Genomic DNA, 15,276 nt, shown 5'->3' with positions numbered 1-15,276 from the left:
TCTTTTAACGAACTTGTGGGCCGATGAATCGGCTCTTGGCTTCAACGTGGATACTGTCGTCATCGGCATCCTGGAGGATGAATTTCACCTCGTTGGTGCTCGATGGCAATTGCTCCGGCGCGCTGGAAAGCTCCACCGGCATGCTGAAGATTTCCCCCGCGGCGACCTTGATTTCGCGTCGGCCTTGCAGCTTGAGGTCTGGCAGGCCCGAGGCGTCGAGCACATAGGTGTGGTCGCGCTGGTCCTTGTTCATGATCTTCAGGCTGTAGACGTTTTCGATTCGCCCTTCGGCGTTTTCGCGATACAGCACACGGTCTTTGCTGACGTCGAAGCCCACCAGTGAGCGCATGAAAAACGCTGCGACCAGCAGGCTGATCATCGCCAGCAGCACCAGGGCATAACCGATCAGTCGCGGGCGCAGCTTATGGGTTTTCTGCCCTGACAGGTTGTGCTCGGTGGTATAGCTGATCAGGCCGCGCGGGTATTCCATCTTGTCCATGATGTTGTCGCAGGCATCGATGCAGGCGGCACAGCCGATGCACTCGATTTGCAGGCCGTCGCGGATGTCGATCCCGGTAGGGCACACCTGCACGCACATCGTGCAATCGATGCAATCCCCCAGGCCCTGGGCCTTGTAGTCGGTGCCTTTTTTACGCGGGCCACGTGCTTCGCCACGGCGTGGATCGTAGGACACGATCAGGGTGTCCTTGTCGAACATCACGCTTTGGAATCGCGCGTACGGGCACATGTAGATGCACACTTGCTCACGCAGCCAGCCGGCGTTGCCGTAGGTGGCGAGGGTGAAGAAGCCGACCCAGAAATACGACCAGCCATCGGCCTGGCCGGTGAAGAAATCGAACACCAGCTCGCGGATTGGCGAGAAGTAGCCGACGAAGGTCATGCCGGTGACAAAACCGATCAATAGCCACAGCGTGTGCTTGCTGAATTTACGCAGGAACTTGTTGGCGCCCATCGGTGCCTTGTCGAGTTTGATGCGCTGGTTGCGGTCGCCTTCGGTGACCTTTTCACACCACATGAAGATCCAGGTCCACACGCTTTGCGGGCAGGTATAGCCGCACCACACACGCCCGGCGTACACCGTGATAAAGAACAGGCCGAAGGCGGCAACGATGAGAATCCCAGAGAGCAGGATGAAATCCTGGGGCCAGAAGGTCGCGCCAAAAATGAAGAATTTACGCTCCGGCAGGTTCCACCAAACCGCCTGGTGGCCACCCCAATTCAGCCATACGGTGCCGAAGTAGAGCAGGAACAAACCGGCACCGCCGAGCATGCGCAAATTGCGGAACAGGCCGGTGAAGGCACGGGTATAAATTTTCTCTCGCGAGGCGTAGAGGTCGACAGTGTTGCTGGCGTTTTTGGCCGGCGGGGTAACGTCATGTACCGGTATCTGATCGCTCATCATTGCATCCCACGGCGGTGGAGATTTGCCTCGGCCAGTACGTGCCAACCGGGGTCAAATTGGGGGTGTTGCAGTGGCGTAATGATACGCCCCTGATGCAGCTGAACGGGTGCGACCTTTGGTCGCGTTGGGGGAAATCAATTGATGGTGTACGTGATCTGGATCAATTGACTTGGGAAGTATGGACGGTTTTTTCGGGTGGGCCGCTCATTCGTCCCATGGATTGATCAACGGAACGCCGCTGGACTTGAAATCACTGACGTTGCGCGTGACGACGGTGAGCCCATGAACCAGAGCGGTTGCAGCAATCAGCGCATCACTTTCGTTAGCCTGGTCGGGTACGTGTAAGTGGGCGCAACGTAATGCGACTGCGGCATCAACTGGCAGGATTCTGGCATCGAACGCCGGCATCACATGACGCTTTAGCCAGGTACGCAATACCTTTCCCTGAGCCGGGTCCCGACGCTCCATGCGCAGCACTCCAGTTTCCAACTCTTTCAACGTAATCGCCGAGATAAACATGCGCGGCGCAATGACGCTTTTGGCCCAGGCAACCACGTTCGCGTCAGCCTGGGGTTTACGAAGTTCAGAGATTACGTTGGTGTCGAGTAGATACATCAAGAGAGGTCCACGGGTCGATGAGTGATCACGGCACGTTCGGTTTCGAAGTCGATATCGGCCGCTTCCGGCATCACTAACAGATCAACGATGTCAGCGTTGAGACCTGTCAGTTTCTGGTAGTCCTCAATGCTTAGCAGTACATGGGCGGGCTTGCCTCGATCGGTGATAAAAACCGGCCCTTGGCGAGCGGCTTTTTTGGCACCGCTTGTGTCTTGGTTGAATTCGCGGCTGGAAATGGTGGTGATGGTCATGGGGTATCCCCCTTTATCAGACTGAATGTAGTTACGTTACTACTTTGCGGAGGTCGACGACAAGCCCGAAGCTACGAGCGGTCGTGTGCCCATCTGCTGAAAATGCTTGAGGGCTGAAATAACAAAGCCCCGCCAGCGTTCACTGTGCGGGGCTTTGTTTTTGCTGAGGCTTACTGCTCCTCAGCCTTCTTGTCCCCATGGGACAAACTGTAAACATACGCCGCCAGCAAGTGCACTTTGTCATTCCCCTGCAATTGCTCCTGCGCAGGCATTTGACCCTGGCGGCCATAGCGGATGGTCTGCTGCAGCTGGGCGAAGCTTGAACCGTAGATGAATGCACCTGGGTGGGTCAGGTCGGGTGCGCCCATCGCTGCGGTGCCTTTGCCTTGCGGGCCGTGGCAGGCCACGCAGTTGGTGGCGAAGAGTTTTTCGCCGTTGGCCACGTCAACCTTGGCCCCCTCCGGCAGTTTGCGGCCATCCAGGTTGGTCACTACATAAGCGGCGACGTCGCTGACGCCTTGCTCCTTCAGGACATCCAGCCAAGCTGGCATCACAGCATGGCGGCCCTTCATGATGGTTTCCTTGATGGTGGCCGGTTCGCCCCCCCAGCGCCAGTCGGCATCGGTCAGGTTGGGGAAGCCGTAGGCGCCCTTGGCGTCGGAGCCGTGGCACACCGAGCAGTTGGAGGCAAACAGGCGGCCCCCCATCTTCAAGGCCTGCGGGTCCTTGGCCACGTCTTCAATCGGCATCGAGGCGAACTTGGCGAAGATCGGGCCGAACTTGGCGTCCGACTTGGCCATTTCCTTTTCCCATTCGTGCACGCCGGTCCAGCCGGTCTGGCCGTTGGCGAACGGGGTTTGTTTGTCGTTATCGAGGTAGTTGTAGCCAGGCAGCACGCCTTTCCAGTTGCCCAAGCCGGGGTACAGCGCCAGGTAACCAAGGGCGAAGATGATGGTGCCGACGAACAGCATGAACCACCATTTCGGCAGCGGGTTGTCGTACTCCTCGATACCGTCGAACGAGTGACCGACGGTCTCGTCCGTTTGCTCGGTACGCTGCCCCCTGCGGGTCGACAGCAGCAGCCAGGTCAGGGCGAAAATGGTACCCAGACTGAGGACTGTGACGTACAGACTCCAGAACGTAGTCATTCTTTGTTACTCCTAGAAGCTTGCTCGACGTGCTTGATGGCTTCGGGATCATCCGCAAAGGGCAGCAAGGTCGCGTCTTCAAACTCCGACTTGCGCTTGGGGCTGAACACCCACAACGCCAGGCCGATAAAGGCCACCATCACCACAACGGTGCCCAGGCCACGAATCATCCCGATATCCATGAAGATCACCGTTTGCTTTTGATGATGGTGCCCAGGCCTTGCAGGTAGGCCACCAATGCGTCCATTTCGGTCTTGCCCTTCACGGCCGCGGCCGCACCGGCGATGTCTTCATCGGTGTAGGGCACGCCGAGGGTGCGCAGGACTTCGAGCTTTTTGGCGGTGTCTTTGCCGTCGAGCTTGTGTTCAACGAGGAACGGGTACGCCGGCATGACGGACTCAGGCACCACGTTGCGCGGGTTGTACAAGTGCGCACGCTGCCAGTCATCGGAGTAACGCCCGCCTACACGGGCCAAGTCCGGGCCGGTACGTTTGGAGCCCCACAGGAATGGGTGGTCCCATACGCTTTCACCGGCAACCGAGTAGTGGCCGTAGCGTTCGGTTTCGGCGCGGAATGGACGGATCATCTGCGAGTGGCAGCCCACGCAACCGTTGGCGATGAACACGTCGCGTCCTTCGACCTCAAGGGCGGGGCGCGGCTTCATGCCTTCCACCGGCTTATTGGTGACGTCCTGGAAAAACAGCGGAACGATTTGGGTCAGGCCGCCGATACTCACGGCGATGACCATGAAGAAGGCCAGCAGGCCGATGTTCTTCTCGACTACTTCATGCTTCATCAGTGAGCTCCCACAACGGCGATCTTGGCGGCGGCTTCGGCTTCTGCCGGGTCGGAGGCGCGCACGGTGCGCCAGACGTTGTAGGCCATGAACAGCATGCCGCTGGCAAAGAAAGCACCACCAATAGCTCGGACGATGTAGCCCGGGTGGCTGGCTTGCAGCGCTTCGACGAAGGAGTAGGTGAGGGTGCCGTCATCGTTGATCGCGCGCCACATCAGGCCCTGGGTGATGCCGTTGACCCACATCGAAGCGATGTAGAGCACGGTGCCGATAGTGGCCAGCCAGAAGTGGGTGTTGATCAGCCCGACGCTGTGCATCTGCGCACGGCCGAACAGTTTCGGGATCATGTGGTACAGCGCGCCGATGGAGATCATCGCCACCCAACCAAGCGCGCCGGCGTGTACGTGGCCGATGGTCCAGTCGGTGTAGTGGGACAGTGAGTTGACGGTCTTGATCGCCATCATCGGCCCTTCGAAGGTCGACATGCCGTAGAACGCCAGGGAAACCACCAGGAAGCGCAGGATCGGGTCGGTACGCAATTTATGCCAGGCGCCCGACAGGGTCATCATGCCGTTGATCATGCCGCCCCAGCTTGGCGCCAGCAGGATGATCGACATCGCCATGCCCAGGGACTGTGCCCAGTCCGGCAGTGCTGTGTAGTGCAAGTGGTGTGGGCCAGCCCAGATATACAGGGTGATCAGCGCCCAGAAGTGCACGATGGACAGGCGATAGGAGTAGATCGGACGTTCGGCCTGTTTCGGCACGAAGTAGTACATCATCCCCAGGAAACCGGTGGTGAGGAAGAAGCCTACGGCGTTATGGCCGTACCACCATTGGATCATCGCATCCGTCGCCCCGGCGTAGGCCGAGTAGGACTTGAACAGGCTGACCGGCAGGGAGGCGTGGTTGACGATGTGCAGCATCGCCGTCACCAGGATGAAAGCACCGTAGAACCAGTTACCCACATAGATGTGCTTGGTCTTGCGCTTGACGATGGTGCCGAAGAACACCACGGCGTACGTCACCCAGACGATGGCCAGCAAAATGGCGATCGGCCATTCCAGCTCGGCGTATTCCTTGGTGGTGGTGTAGCCCAGCGGTAGCGTAACCACCGCGCCGACGATGACGGCTTGCCAACCCCAGAAGGTGAAAGCGGCGAGGCCGTCGGAGATCAGTCGCGTCTGGCAGGTTCGCTGCACGACATAGTAGGAAGTGGCAAACAACGCACATCCACCGAAGGCAAAAATCACCAGGTTGGTGTGCAGCGGGCGCAGGCGGCCGAAGGTCGTCCATGGCAAACCGAGATTCAACTCCGGCCAAACCAATTGCGAGGCGATGAACACCCCGAGCCCCATGCCAAGGATCCCCCAGACCACCGTCATGATGGCGAACTGGCGGACTACCTTATAGTTATAAGCAGTCGGACTGATTGCTGTGCTCATTCTAAGGTTCCACGGTTTAGGTTTTTTTATAGGTAAAATTCGGCCGCAAGTATGTAGAAAGCGAGGGGCCATTGCAACGCAATGGCTGACCTGTATCAATGCGTTCCACGCCAGATTCTGCGCCCTTTCCATGTTTGGCGTAAGGACAAAATCAGAAATAGAAAGCTGATCAAGTGGACAGGAAATTTTCAGGGTCGGGGAGACTTGTAACTTGGTGTGTGCAAACACGCTGTCGAAGTGACGAGTGGTCAGTGGCACGACAGCCGGTCACTGCCAGCCTTTGCGCCTGTCATCGAGCAGAAATGTTCAACCCATCGAGTGCAAATCGGCCGTCGACCGGCCAATACCGATCCACTGTGGGAACAAGCGTAGACCCGAATGGCAGGAGGGGAAAGTTGGGCTTTGGAAGGGTGCGACACTTGGTCGCGAAAAAAGCTTGAGCTGCCGCACTCTGATCAGAGGCGGCAGTTCAAGGGGCAACGGTTACTCGGCTTGGCTTTCCGGCATTGCGCCTTCAGCGGTGTGGGACAGGCTGTAAACGTAGGCGGCCAGCAGATGCACTTTGTCATTGCCTTGCAGCGCTTCCTGCGCAGGCATCTGGCCTTGGCGGCCATGGCGGATGGTCTGCTGCAACTGTGCCAGGCTGGTGCCGTAGATAAAGCCGGCAGGCTCGGTCAGGTTTGGCGCACCCATGGCTTCCATGCCGTGTCCTTGCGGACCGTGGCATGCCACGCAGGTGGTGTTGAACGCGGCTTGGCCGGCGGCCAGGTCGGCGGTGCTGTCGGCCGGCAAGGGCAGCTTGGCCAGGTCGTGGCGCACATAGGCTGCGACGTTCTTCACGCCGTCATCGCCCAGCATCTCGCCCCAGGCCGGCATTGCCGCGTGACGACCGTTGAGGATGGTGGCCTTGATCGTTTCGGCGGAGCCGCCCCAGCGCCAGATGTTGTCCGCCAGATTGGGGAAGCCGTAGGCGCCCTTGGCATCCGAGCCGTGGCACACCGCACAGTTGGAGGCGAACAGGCGACCGCCCATTTTCAGCGCTTGCGGGTCCTTGGCGACTTCTTCCACCGGCATGGCCGCGAATTTGGCGAAGATCGGCCCGAACTTGGCATCGGCTTTGGCCATTTCCTTGTCCCATTCCTTGGTTTGGGTCCAGCCGTCTTCATAACCGGGCAATACGCCTTTCCAGTTGCCCAGGCCCGGGTAGAGGATCAGGTAGCCGACCGCAAACACCAAAGTGCCGGCGAACAGCATGAACCACCACTGGGGCAGCGGGTTGTCGTATTCCTCGATACCGTCGAAAGCGTGCCCCATGGTCTGGTCGACGCTGCCTTTGGTCTCGCCCTTGCGGGTGCCGATCAACAGCCAGGTCAGGCCGATAAGGCTGCCGAGGGTCAATACGCAGATCCATGTACTCCAAAACGTAGTCATGGCCGAGTGCTCCTTGTTGCAGGCTCTTCTTGAGCGTCGGATGGAGAAGGTTCATCGGCGAACGGCAGCAGGCGTGCCTGCTCGAATTCCGCATTGCGCCGGTTGTTGAACACCCACAGCGACAGGCCGATAAAGGCGATGGCGACCACCAGCGTGCCAAGGCCGCGGATGGTGCCCGCATCGAATTCAAATCCCATGGCTCACCTCTTGCTCTTAATGGCAGTGCCGAGCACTTGCAGGTAGGAAACCAGCGCGTCCATTTCGGTCTTGCCCTTGAGACTGGCGACTGCGCCACTGATGTCGTCGTCGGTGTACGGCACGCCGAGGGTGCGCATCACTTTCAACTTGGTCTCGGTGTGGCTGCTGTCGACCGGGGCGGTGACCAGCCACGGGTAGGCCGGCATTTTCGACTCGGGTACCACGTTGCGCGGGTTGTACAAGTGCGCGCGGTGCCAGTCGTCCGAGTAACGTGCGCCGACGCGGGCCAGGTCCGGCCCGGTGCGCTTGGAACCCCACAGGAATGGGTGGTCCCACACGCTTTCGCCCGCCACCGAGTAGTGGCCGTAGCGCTCGGTCTCGGCGCGGAACGGGCGGATCATCTGTGAATGGCACTGCACACAGCCTTCGCGGATATAGATGTCGCGGCCTTCCAACTGCAGCGCGGTGTAGGGTTTCATGCCTTCCACCGGCTTATTGGTCACGTCCTGGAAGAACAGCGGGACGATCTGGGTCAGGCCGCCGATGCTCACGGCGAGCACCATCAGCAACATCAGCAGGCCGACGTTCTTTTCAATCGTTTCATGTTTCATCACTGACTCCTCAGGCCATCTGCGCCGCAGCGGCGACTTCGACAGGCTGTGCCGAACGCACGGTGCGCCATGTGTTGTAAGCCATCAGCAACATGCCGCTGAGGAAGATCGCCCCGCCCACCAGCCGCACGATGAAGCCAGGATGGCTGGCCACCAGGGTTTCGACGAAGGAGTAGGTCAAGGTGCCGTCTTCGTTGACTGCACGCCACATCAGGCCCTGGGCGATGCCGTTGACCCACATCGAGGCGATGTAGAGCACGGTGCCGATGGTGGCCAGCCAGAAGTGCGCGTTGATCAGGCCGAGGCTGTACATCTGCTCGCGACCGAAGACTTTCGGGATCATGTGGTACAGCGCGCCGATGGAGATCATCGCCACCCAACCGAGGGCGCCGGCGTGTACGTGGCCGATGGTCCAGTCGGTGTAGTGGGAGAGGGCGTTGACGGTCTTGATGGCCATCATCGGCCCTTCGAAGGTCGACATGCCGTAGAAGGCCAGGGAAACCACGAGGAAGCGCAGGATCGGGTCGCTGCGCAACTTATGCCAGGCGCCCGACAGGGTCATCATGCCGTTGATCATGCCGCCCCAACTGGGTGCCAGCAGTACCAGCGACATCACCATGCCCAGGGACTGTGCCCAGTCCGGCAGCGCGGTGTAGTGCAAGTGGTGAGGGCCGGCCCAGATGTACAGGGTGATCAATGCCCAGAAGTGCACAATAGACAAGCGATAGGAGTACACCGGACGCTCGGCCTGTTTCGGCACGAAGTAGTACATCATCCCGAGGAAGCCTGCGGTGAGGAAAAAGCCTACCGCGTTATGGCCGTACCACCACTGCACCATGGCATCCGTCGCACCGCCGTAGGCCGAGTAGGACTTGGTCCAGCTCACCGGCAGGGAGGCGTGGTTGACGATATGCAGGATGGCCACGGTGATGATGAAGGCACCGAAGAACCAGTTACCAACGTAGATGTGCTTGGTCTTGCGCTTCATCACCGTGCCGAAGAACACGACGCCGTAGGCTACCCAGACGATGGCGATCAAAATGGCGATCGGCCATTCCAGCTCGGCATATTCCTTGGAGGTGGTGTAGCCCAGCGGCAAGCTGATGGCGGCCAGCACAATCACCAACTGCCAGCCCCAAAAGCAGAATGCGGCGATTTTCGGCGCGAACAGCTGTGTCTGGCAGGTACGTTGTACCGAGTAAAAGGAGCTGGCGAACAGCGCGCAACCACCAAAGGCGAAGATCACCGCGTTGGTGTGCAGCGGGCGCAGGCGGCCGAAGCTGGTCCAGGGCAAATCGAAGTTGAGTGCAGGCCAAACCAATTGGGCGGCGAGAAAAACCCCGAGCCCCATGCCGACGATGCCCCACACCACCGTCATAATGGCGAATTGGCGGACCACCTTGTAGTTATAGGCGGTACTTAAAGTAGTGTTCATGGTTCCCCATCCACGGTTCAACCCAAGCAAATGCGGCACTTGGGCTGGAGTTATAGGCAGACTAAAAAGCGAGGCAAGCATGGGCAAAGAGCACAAGGCCAGTATTGACGGGGATCAATGGGCGCACTGTGTGAGGGAACGCGGCTGGCTGTGGGATGTCGCGTCGAGGGCTGCTTCGGTCGAGCCCGTGACGTTGATCCTGGCCCACGGTGCCGGCGCACCGATGGACTCATCTTTCATGAACGACATGGCTGCACGCCTTGCCGGGCATGGCGTGAACGTGTTGCGCTTCGAGTTTCCCTACATGGCCCAGCGTCGAGTGGATGGCGGCAAACGCCCACCGAACCCGGCGCCGAAACTGTTGGAAGCCTGGCGTGAGGTGTACGCCGAGGTGCGACGTCATGTCGCTGGGAAATTGGCCGTCGGCGGCAAGTCCATGGGCGGGCGTATGGCCAGTCTCTTGGCCGATGAGTTAGAGGCTGATGGACTGGTGTGCCTGGGCTATCCGTTCTATGCGGTGGGCAAACCGGAAAAACCACGGGTCGAGCATCTGGCCGGGCTGAGGACTCCGACGTTGATTGTGCAGGGTGAGCGCGATGCGTTGGGTAATCGGGCTGCGGTGGAGGGGTATGAGTTGTCGCCGAGCATCGAGGTGATGTGGCTGGTGGCGGGGGATCATGACTTGAAGCCGTTGAAGGCGTCGGGGTTTAGTCATGAGCAGCATCTGGAGGCTGCTGCGGTGCAAGTGGCCGGGTTTCTCGCTGCCCTGTAGGGCCCATCGCCGGCAAGCCAGCTCCCACATTTTGTTTTGTGAGCCCATTCAAAATGTGGGAGCTGGCTTGCCGGCGATTAGCGGTCTACCGGTTGAAACGCTCTACCAGCGAGTACTGAGTATTCGCGGTATGCGTCAGCTCTTCACTCAACTGCGCCGAGTTCAACGCCTGTTCCGAAGTCTGGTCCGCCAACAGCGCAATCGTGCTGATGTTACGGCTGATCTCTTCGGCCACCGCGCTTTGCTCTTCGGTCGCCGCCGCAATCTGGGTGGTCATGTCAGTGATATTGGCCACTGCTTCACTGATACCCACCAACGCCTGATCCGCCTCCATCACCCGCGCCACACCTTCTTCGGCCTGGCGATGCCCGGCGTCCATGGTTTGTACCGCGGCGCTGGCGGTTTGCTGCAGCTTGGCGATCAGGGCATGGATCTGCCCGGTGGATTCCGCGGTGCGTTGCGCCAGTTGACGTACTTCGTCAGCCACCACCGCAAAACCACGGCCCATTTCACCGGCGCGCGCCGCTTCGATGGCGGCGTTCAGTGCCAGCAGGTTGGTCTGGTCGGCAATGCCCTTGATAACGTCGACCACGCCGCCGATCTCATCGCTGTCTTTGGCCAACTGAGTGACGGTCACACCGGTTTCACCCACGGCGACGGACAAGCGCTGGATCGCCTCGCGGGTTTCTCCGGCGATGTCGCGGCCGCGACCGGTCAGGCGATTGGCTTCCTGGGTGGCGTCAGCGGTGCGTTGCACATGGCTGGCGACTTCCTGGGTAGTCGCTGCCATCTGATTGACCGCCGTGGCCACCTGTTCGGTTTCCACACGTTGGCGTTCCAGGCCGCTGGAGCTGTTATGCGCCAGGGTGTTGGACTGCGCCGCCTGGTCGTTGAGGTGCTCGGCGGTGTCCTGCAGGCGTGTAAGGCACGTCTTCAGACGCGCTTCCTGGCTGAGGATCGACATCTCCAGTCGCGCTTGAGCGCCACGGCTGTCGGTGTACATCTGCGCGATCAAGGGATCGGACGTGGTCTGCTCAGCCAAGCGCAGCAAGCGCTTGAGGCCGCGCTGTTGCCAGCTCAGGCCGAGCAGGCCCAGCGGCACCGACAACCCTGCGGCCAAGGCAAAGCCCCAGTGGGAGTTGAGCGACGCGCCGATCATAAAGCTCAGTTGGCTGACCAGGATAAATGGCAGCCAATCCTGCAAGACCGGCAGCCACTTGTCCCGCTGAGGAACGGCAGACTTGCCCTGGTTGATGCGTTGATAGAGCGCTTCGGCCCGGCGTATCTGCTCGGCGGTGGGCTTGATGCGCACCGACTCGTAGCCGACCACCTGATTGCCATCGAAGACGGGCGTCACATAGGCGTTAACCCAGTAGTGATCACCGGTCTTGCAGCGGTTCTTAACGATGCCCATCCATGGCAAGCCTTGTTTGAGCGTGGACCACATGTGTGCGAACACGGCCGACGGCACATCCGGGTGACGCACCAGGTTGTGCGGAGCACGGATCAGTTCGTCGCGGGTGAACCCACTGATTTCGACGAAGGCGTCGTTGCAGTAGGTGATGACACCTTTAGCGTCTGTGGTGGAGATCAACCGTTGCTGGGCGGGGAAGGTACGTTCGCGCTGGGTAACGGGTTGGTTATTACGCATGATTGTTCAATCCACAAGGCTTTGAAGGGGTGTCGGCCGTCGCGAGGGTTTATTTAGTACAATTTTTGTAATAATTGCCGCACAGGATGCTAAGTAGCCCACTGTTGTTGTCAAATTTGTGAGGAATTTGGATGCCTGGGGCCGAGAACACCGCGCTAAAGCGCTAATGGGGCACTTTTTGTGTTTCATTGTTTTATTATCGAAACATTATCATTAAAATGGGCCGTTTGGTGTGTGGCGCATAAATAGCAAACGCCCACATAAAACGGATTGCGCGCCATAGCGATGGGCTTGGGGCCTCCAAGCCTGATGATTGACTTTCGCGAAGGCTGGGTGGAATAACTGAAAACATTTCAAAAATGTGCGAACACCGCGTTGCGCGTGTTGTCCGTTGGTAGTGATGTTTTTTGCTGCTCCGTTCGAAGACTTCAGCAGAATGTGTCGGGTCACGCTAGGCGTTGAACGGCTTTTTAGTGGCAGGGACGTGGGGAATAATGCAATGAAAGTCATGGTTTTGGGGGTTTCTGGGATGCTAGGCAACGCGGTGTACCGCGTGCTTTCTGCTAATCCTGGTTTGAGTGTTTTTGGTACAGCCCGAAGCGAAAGTGCTCGTAGCCATTTCTCTGGAGCTCTGGCCGAGAAGCTAGTCTTCGGAATTGATGTTGAAAGCCAAGATTCCCTTATAAAAGCCTTCGGCAGTATCCAGCCAGACGTCGTCGTGAACTGTGTGGGGCTGGTAAAGCAACTCGCTGATGCAAATGATCCTCTACAAGCCGTTCCCATCAATACGCTGCTTCCTCATCGACTGGCCGCCTTGTGTAAGGCTACCGACGCTCGCTTGGTACATATAAGTACCGACTGCGTTTTTTCGGGATCGAAGGGCGGATACCTCGAATCGGATTTCCCAGACGCCTACGATTTGTACGGTCGGTCCAAACTTCTGGGCGAAGTTGACTATCCGCACGCGATTACATTGCGTACCTCGATCATTGGCAAGGAGCTTGCGGGTCAGCGTAGTCTTGTCGGTTGGTTCCTTGCCCAACAGGGGCAGGTCAAGGGTTTTACTCGGGCGGTTTTTTCCGGGTTGCCAACGATGGAGCTCGCCAGGGTAATAAATGATTATGTGCTGCCTCATCCCGAGCTGCATGGTCTTTACCACGTTTCTGCACAGCCAATAAATAAGTACGAGCTGTTAAGTCTGATCGCTGACGTGTACAAGAAAGACATCGATATCACACCTTCAGATGAACTTTCTATCGATCGCTCGCTGGACTCCAGTCGATTTCGGATGGCGACCGGGTACGTTGCCCCGGAGTGGCCGGCTCTGGTCAAATACATGCATGATTTCAACTAATTTTCAGGTGTCTGGCGATGTTCGATAACAAAGTTTTAATGATTACTGGTGGTACCGGTTCGTTTGGCAACGCTGTCTTGAATCGTTTTCTCAAAACGGATGTGAAAGAAATTCGCATCTTCAGCCGTGATGAGAAGAAACAAGAAGATATGCGGATTGCTTTAAACAATCCCAAGTTGAAGTTCTACATTGGGGACGTTCGCGATTACGACAGCATTCGCGGCGCTATGAAAGGCGTAGATTACGTGTTTCACGCAGCAGCACTCAAACAAGTGCCATCCTGCGAGTTCTACCCAATGGAGGCTATTCGGACGAACGTGCTGGGTGCCGAGAACGTGATGAAGGCGGCCATTGACAATCAGGTTGAGCGGGTCATCGTACTGAGCACTGACAAAGCGGTTTATCCAATCAATGCGATGGGGATCTCCAAGGCAATGATGGAGAAACTCATGGTTGCCAAGGCAAGAATGCAGTCCAGTGGTGAAACGGTTTTCTGTGCCACACGCTACGGGAACGTAATGGCATCTCGCGGTTCAGTAATACCGCTCTTTATTGAGCAGTTGAAGGAAGGTAAGTCGATTACCATTACCGACCCGACCATGACCCGATTCCTGATGTCCCTTGAGGACTCTGTGGACTTGGTGCTGCATGCATTCGAGCACGGTCGTCAAGGCGATATCTTTGTTCAGAAAGCACCGGCGTCGACTATTGAGGTGCTTGCCCAAGCGCTGAAAGAGCTGTTCGAGAAGAACAACGAGATTCGTATTATCGGTACACGCCATGGCGAAAAACTCTACGAGTCGCTCGTTTCTCGTGAGGAACTGGCAAAAGCAGAAGACATGGGTCAGTACTATCGCGTTCCAGCCGATAATCGGGATCTTAACTACGCAAAGTTTGTTGTAGAGGGAGAGCTCGGTATTGCGGGTTCCGACGACTACACGTCACATAATACTGTTCAACTGAATGTTGATGGTGTCAAACAATTGCTATTAAAACTGCCATACATTCAGGGGCAACTCAATGCTTAAGGTCATGACAATTGTCGGAACGCGTCCTGAGTTGATCAAGATGTCCAGGGTCATTGCAGAGTTTGATGAGCACACCCAGCATATTCTGGTACACACTGGGCAAAATTTTGATTATGAATTAAACCAGGTTTTCTTTGATGATCTGGATATTCGCAAGCCTGATTATTTTTTGGGCGCCGTAGGCAGTAACGCCGCGCAGACCATCGCCCGTGTCATTGAAAAAGCTGACGAAGTGATGGACGTGGAGAAGCCTGACGCCTTGCTTCTCTACGGAGACACTAACTCCTGCTTATCGGTGATCGCGGCGAAGCGTAGAAAGATTCCGGTGTTTCATATGGAAGCCGGTAATCGCTGTTTCGATCAGCGTGTACCTGAAGAGCTTAACCGTAAAGTCCTGGATCACCTGAGCGACATCAATCTTGTATTGACAGAGCATGCTCGTCGTTACTTGCTGGATGAGGGGATTCCCCCTGACCGCATTATCAAGTCCGGCTCCCATATGCAGGAAGTACTGGAGTACTTCAAGCCTAAGATTGCACATTCCGAGATTTTGAAAAAGCTCGAGTTGAAGCCTAAAGAGTTCTTTGTTGTCAGCGCTCATCGAGAGGAAAACGTTGATACGCCTGCAAACTTACAGGACTTGCTTGATACCTTGCAGGCGTTAGTAAACACCTACGACAAACCCGTGATCGTTTCTACTCACCCACGCACTCGGCAGCGCTTGGAAGCACTGGGTATGGAAGGTCTAGACCCGAGAATTCAGTTCCTCAAGCCTTTTGGGTTCTTTGACTACATCCGTTTGCAGATGGAAGCGTTTTGCGTGCTGTCGGACAGCGGTACGATTACCGAAGAGGCGTCACTGCTCAACCTTGCCGCTATCACGATTCGTAATGCTCACGAGCGCCCCGAAGGCATGGACCAAGGCACGCTGATAATGAGCGGTTTGAAATCCGAGCGCGTTCTAGATGCGGTCCGCATCGTGACAAGCCAGCACCGAGACGGCGTTGTTCCGCGTGTCGTTCCGGATTATGAGGGGGGCGTTGTTTCACAGAAAGTATTGCGTGTTGTATTGAGCTATGTCGACTTTATTAATAGGACAGTTTGGTCCAAGTGATTGG

16 protein-coding genes are annotated in these 15,276 nt (G+C 57.4%); 4 read left to right on the top strand and 12 right to left on the bottom strand.

Annotated elements, in window-relative coordinates; all coding sequences use genetic code 11:
- Positions 1 to 4: 4 nt before the first annotated feature.
- From ccoG to ccoN (BFL40_RS05570), 11 genes are all read right to left on the bottom strand, one after another.
- On the bottom strand, positions 5 to 1,420 hold the full coding sequence (gene ccoG, locus BFL40_RS05620; RefSeq protein WP_071483013.1) for a cytochrome c oxidase accessory protein CcoG: 1,416 nt from the start codon (positions 1,418 to 1,420) through the stop codon (positions 5 to 7).
- Positions 1,421 to 1,627: 207 nt separating this feature from the next.
- Positions 1,628 to 2,038, bottom strand: coding sequence for a type II toxin-antitoxin system VapC family toxin (locus tag BFL40_RS05615; RefSeq protein ID WP_071483012.1), 411 nt, complete (start codon positions 2,036 to 2,038; stop codon positions 1,628 to 1,630).
- Complete coding sequence (locus BFL40_RS05610; protein WP_010208555.1) at positions 2,038 to 2,292, bottom strand: type II toxin-antitoxin system Phd/YefM family antitoxin; 255 nt, start codon at positions 2,290 to 2,292, stop codon at positions 2,038 to 2,040. Before BFL40_RS05610 ends, BFL40_RS05615 begins: the two co-directional genes overlap by 1 nt.
- Positions 2,293 to 2,462: 170 nt before the next feature.
- Entirely contained in the window at positions 2,463 to 3,440 is a 978-nt protein-coding gene (ccoP, locus tag BFL40_RS05605) for a cytochrome-c oxidase, cbb3-type subunit III (protein WP_071483011.1), read from the bottom strand.
- Positions 3,437 to 3,622, bottom strand: a complete 186-nt coding sequence (locus BFL40_RS05600; RefSeq protein ID WP_003175465.1) for a CcoQ/FixQ family Cbb3-type cytochrome c oxidase assembly chaperone — start codon at positions 3,620 to 3,622, stop codon at positions 3,437 to 3,439. The genes ccoP (BFL40_RS05605) and BFL40_RS05600 overlap by 4 nt, the downstream gene beginning before the upstream one ends.
- Positions 3,623 to 3,627: 5 nt before the next feature.
- The gene (ccoO, locus tag BFL40_RS05595) at positions 3,628 to 4,236 is read right to left on the bottom strand and encodes a cytochrome-c oxidase, cbb3-type subunit II (protein ID WP_071483010.1); all 609 of its coding nucleotides are present in this window, start codon (positions 4,234 to 4,236) and stop codon (positions 3,628 to 3,630) included.
- Positions 4,236 to 5,678, bottom strand: coding sequence for a cytochrome-c oxidase, cbb3-type subunit I (gene ccoN, locus BFL40_RS05590; protein ID WP_071483009.1), 1,443 nt, complete (start codon positions 5,676 to 5,678; stop codon positions 4,236 to 4,238). The genes ccoO (BFL40_RS05595) and ccoN (BFL40_RS05590) overlap by 1 nt, the downstream gene beginning before the upstream one ends.
- Before the next feature lie 483 nt (positions 5,679 to 6,161).
- Complete coding sequence (gene ccoP, locus BFL40_RS05585; protein ID WP_071483008.1) at positions 6,162 to 7,109, bottom strand: cytochrome-c oxidase, cbb3-type subunit III; 948 nt, start codon at positions 7,107 to 7,109, stop codon at positions 6,162 to 6,164.
- Entirely contained in the window at positions 7,106 to 7,306 is a 201-nt protein-coding gene (locus BFL40_RS05580; RefSeq protein WP_071483007.1) for a cbb3-type cytochrome oxidase subunit 3, read from the bottom strand. The genes ccoP (BFL40_RS05585) and BFL40_RS05580 overlap by 4 nt, the downstream gene beginning before the upstream one ends.
- 3 nt (positions 7,307 to 7,309) lie before the next feature.
- Positions 7,310 to 7,918 (bottom strand): cytochrome-c oxidase, cbb3-type subunit II, encoded by a 609-nt coding sequence (ccoO, locus tag BFL40_RS05575; RefSeq protein WP_017134815.1) that lies wholly within the window; start codon positions 7,916 to 7,918, stop codon positions 7,310 to 7,312.
- A 10-nt stretch (positions 7,919 to 7,928) separates the two neighbouring features.
- Complete coding sequence (gene ccoN / locus BFL40_RS05570) at positions 7,929 to 9,353, bottom strand: cytochrome-c oxidase, cbb3-type subunit I (RefSeq protein WP_071483006.1); 1,425 nt, start codon at positions 9,351 to 9,353, stop codon at positions 7,929 to 7,931.
- A gap of 79 nt (positions 9,354 to 9,432) precedes the next feature.
- Between ccoN (BFL40_RS05570) and BFL40_RS05565 the strand changes: the two genes are divergently transcribed.
- Positions 9,433 to 10,125, top strand: coding sequence for an alpha/beta family hydrolase (locus tag BFL40_RS05565; protein WP_071483005.1), 693 nt, complete (start codon positions 9,433 to 9,435; stop codon positions 10,123 to 10,125).
- Between the two features lie 85 nt (positions 10,126 to 10,210).
- On the opposite strand, the gene BFL40_RS05560 is transcribed toward BFL40_RS05565, so the two are convergent.
- Positions 10,211 to 11,776: a methyl-accepting chemotaxis protein gene (locus BFL40_RS05560; protein ID WP_071483004.1), complete on the bottom strand. Its 1,566-nt coding sequence runs from the start codon at positions 11,774 to 11,776 to the stop codon at positions 10,211 to 10,213.
- A 499-nt stretch (positions 11,777 to 12,275) separates the two neighbouring features.
- Here BFL40_RS05560 and BFL40_RS05555 point away from each other — a divergent pair, with 499 nt between their 5' ends.
- The 3 genes from BFL40_RS05555 to wecB are packed head-to-tail and all read left to right on the top strand — an operon-like array spanning position 12,276 to position 15,272.
- The gene (locus BFL40_RS05555) at positions 12,276 to 13,130 is read left to right on the top strand and encodes a dTDP-4-dehydrorhamnose reductase family protein (protein ID WP_071483003.1); all 855 of its coding nucleotides are present in this window, start codon (positions 12,276 to 12,278) and stop codon (positions 13,128 to 13,130) included.
- 17 nt (positions 13,131 to 13,147) lie between these two features.
- On the top strand, positions 13,148 to 14,158 hold the full coding sequence (locus tag BFL40_RS05550) for a polysaccharide biosynthesis protein (RefSeq protein ID WP_071483002.1): 1,011 nt from the start codon (positions 13,148 to 13,150) through the stop codon (positions 14,156 to 14,158).
- The gene (gene wecB / locus BFL40_RS05545; protein WP_071483001.1) at positions 14,151 to 15,272 is read left to right on the top strand and encodes a non-hydrolyzing UDP-N-acetylglucosamine 2-epimerase; all 1,122 of its coding nucleotides are present in this window, start codon (positions 14,151 to 14,153) and stop codon (positions 15,270 to 15,272) included. Before BFL40_RS05550 ends, wecB begins: the two co-directional genes overlap by 8 nt.
- Positions 15,273 to 15,276: the final 4 nt, after the last annotated feature.

The sequence above is a fragment of the Pseudomonas costantinii genome (assembly GCF_001870435.1).
Lineage (GTDB): Bacteria > Pseudomonadota > Gammaproteobacteria > Pseudomonadales > Pseudomonadaceae > Aquipseudomonas > Aquipseudomonas costantinii.
Note: the sequence above shows the minus strand (reverse complement) of the source record. Positions and strands in the feature narration are given on the sequence as shown.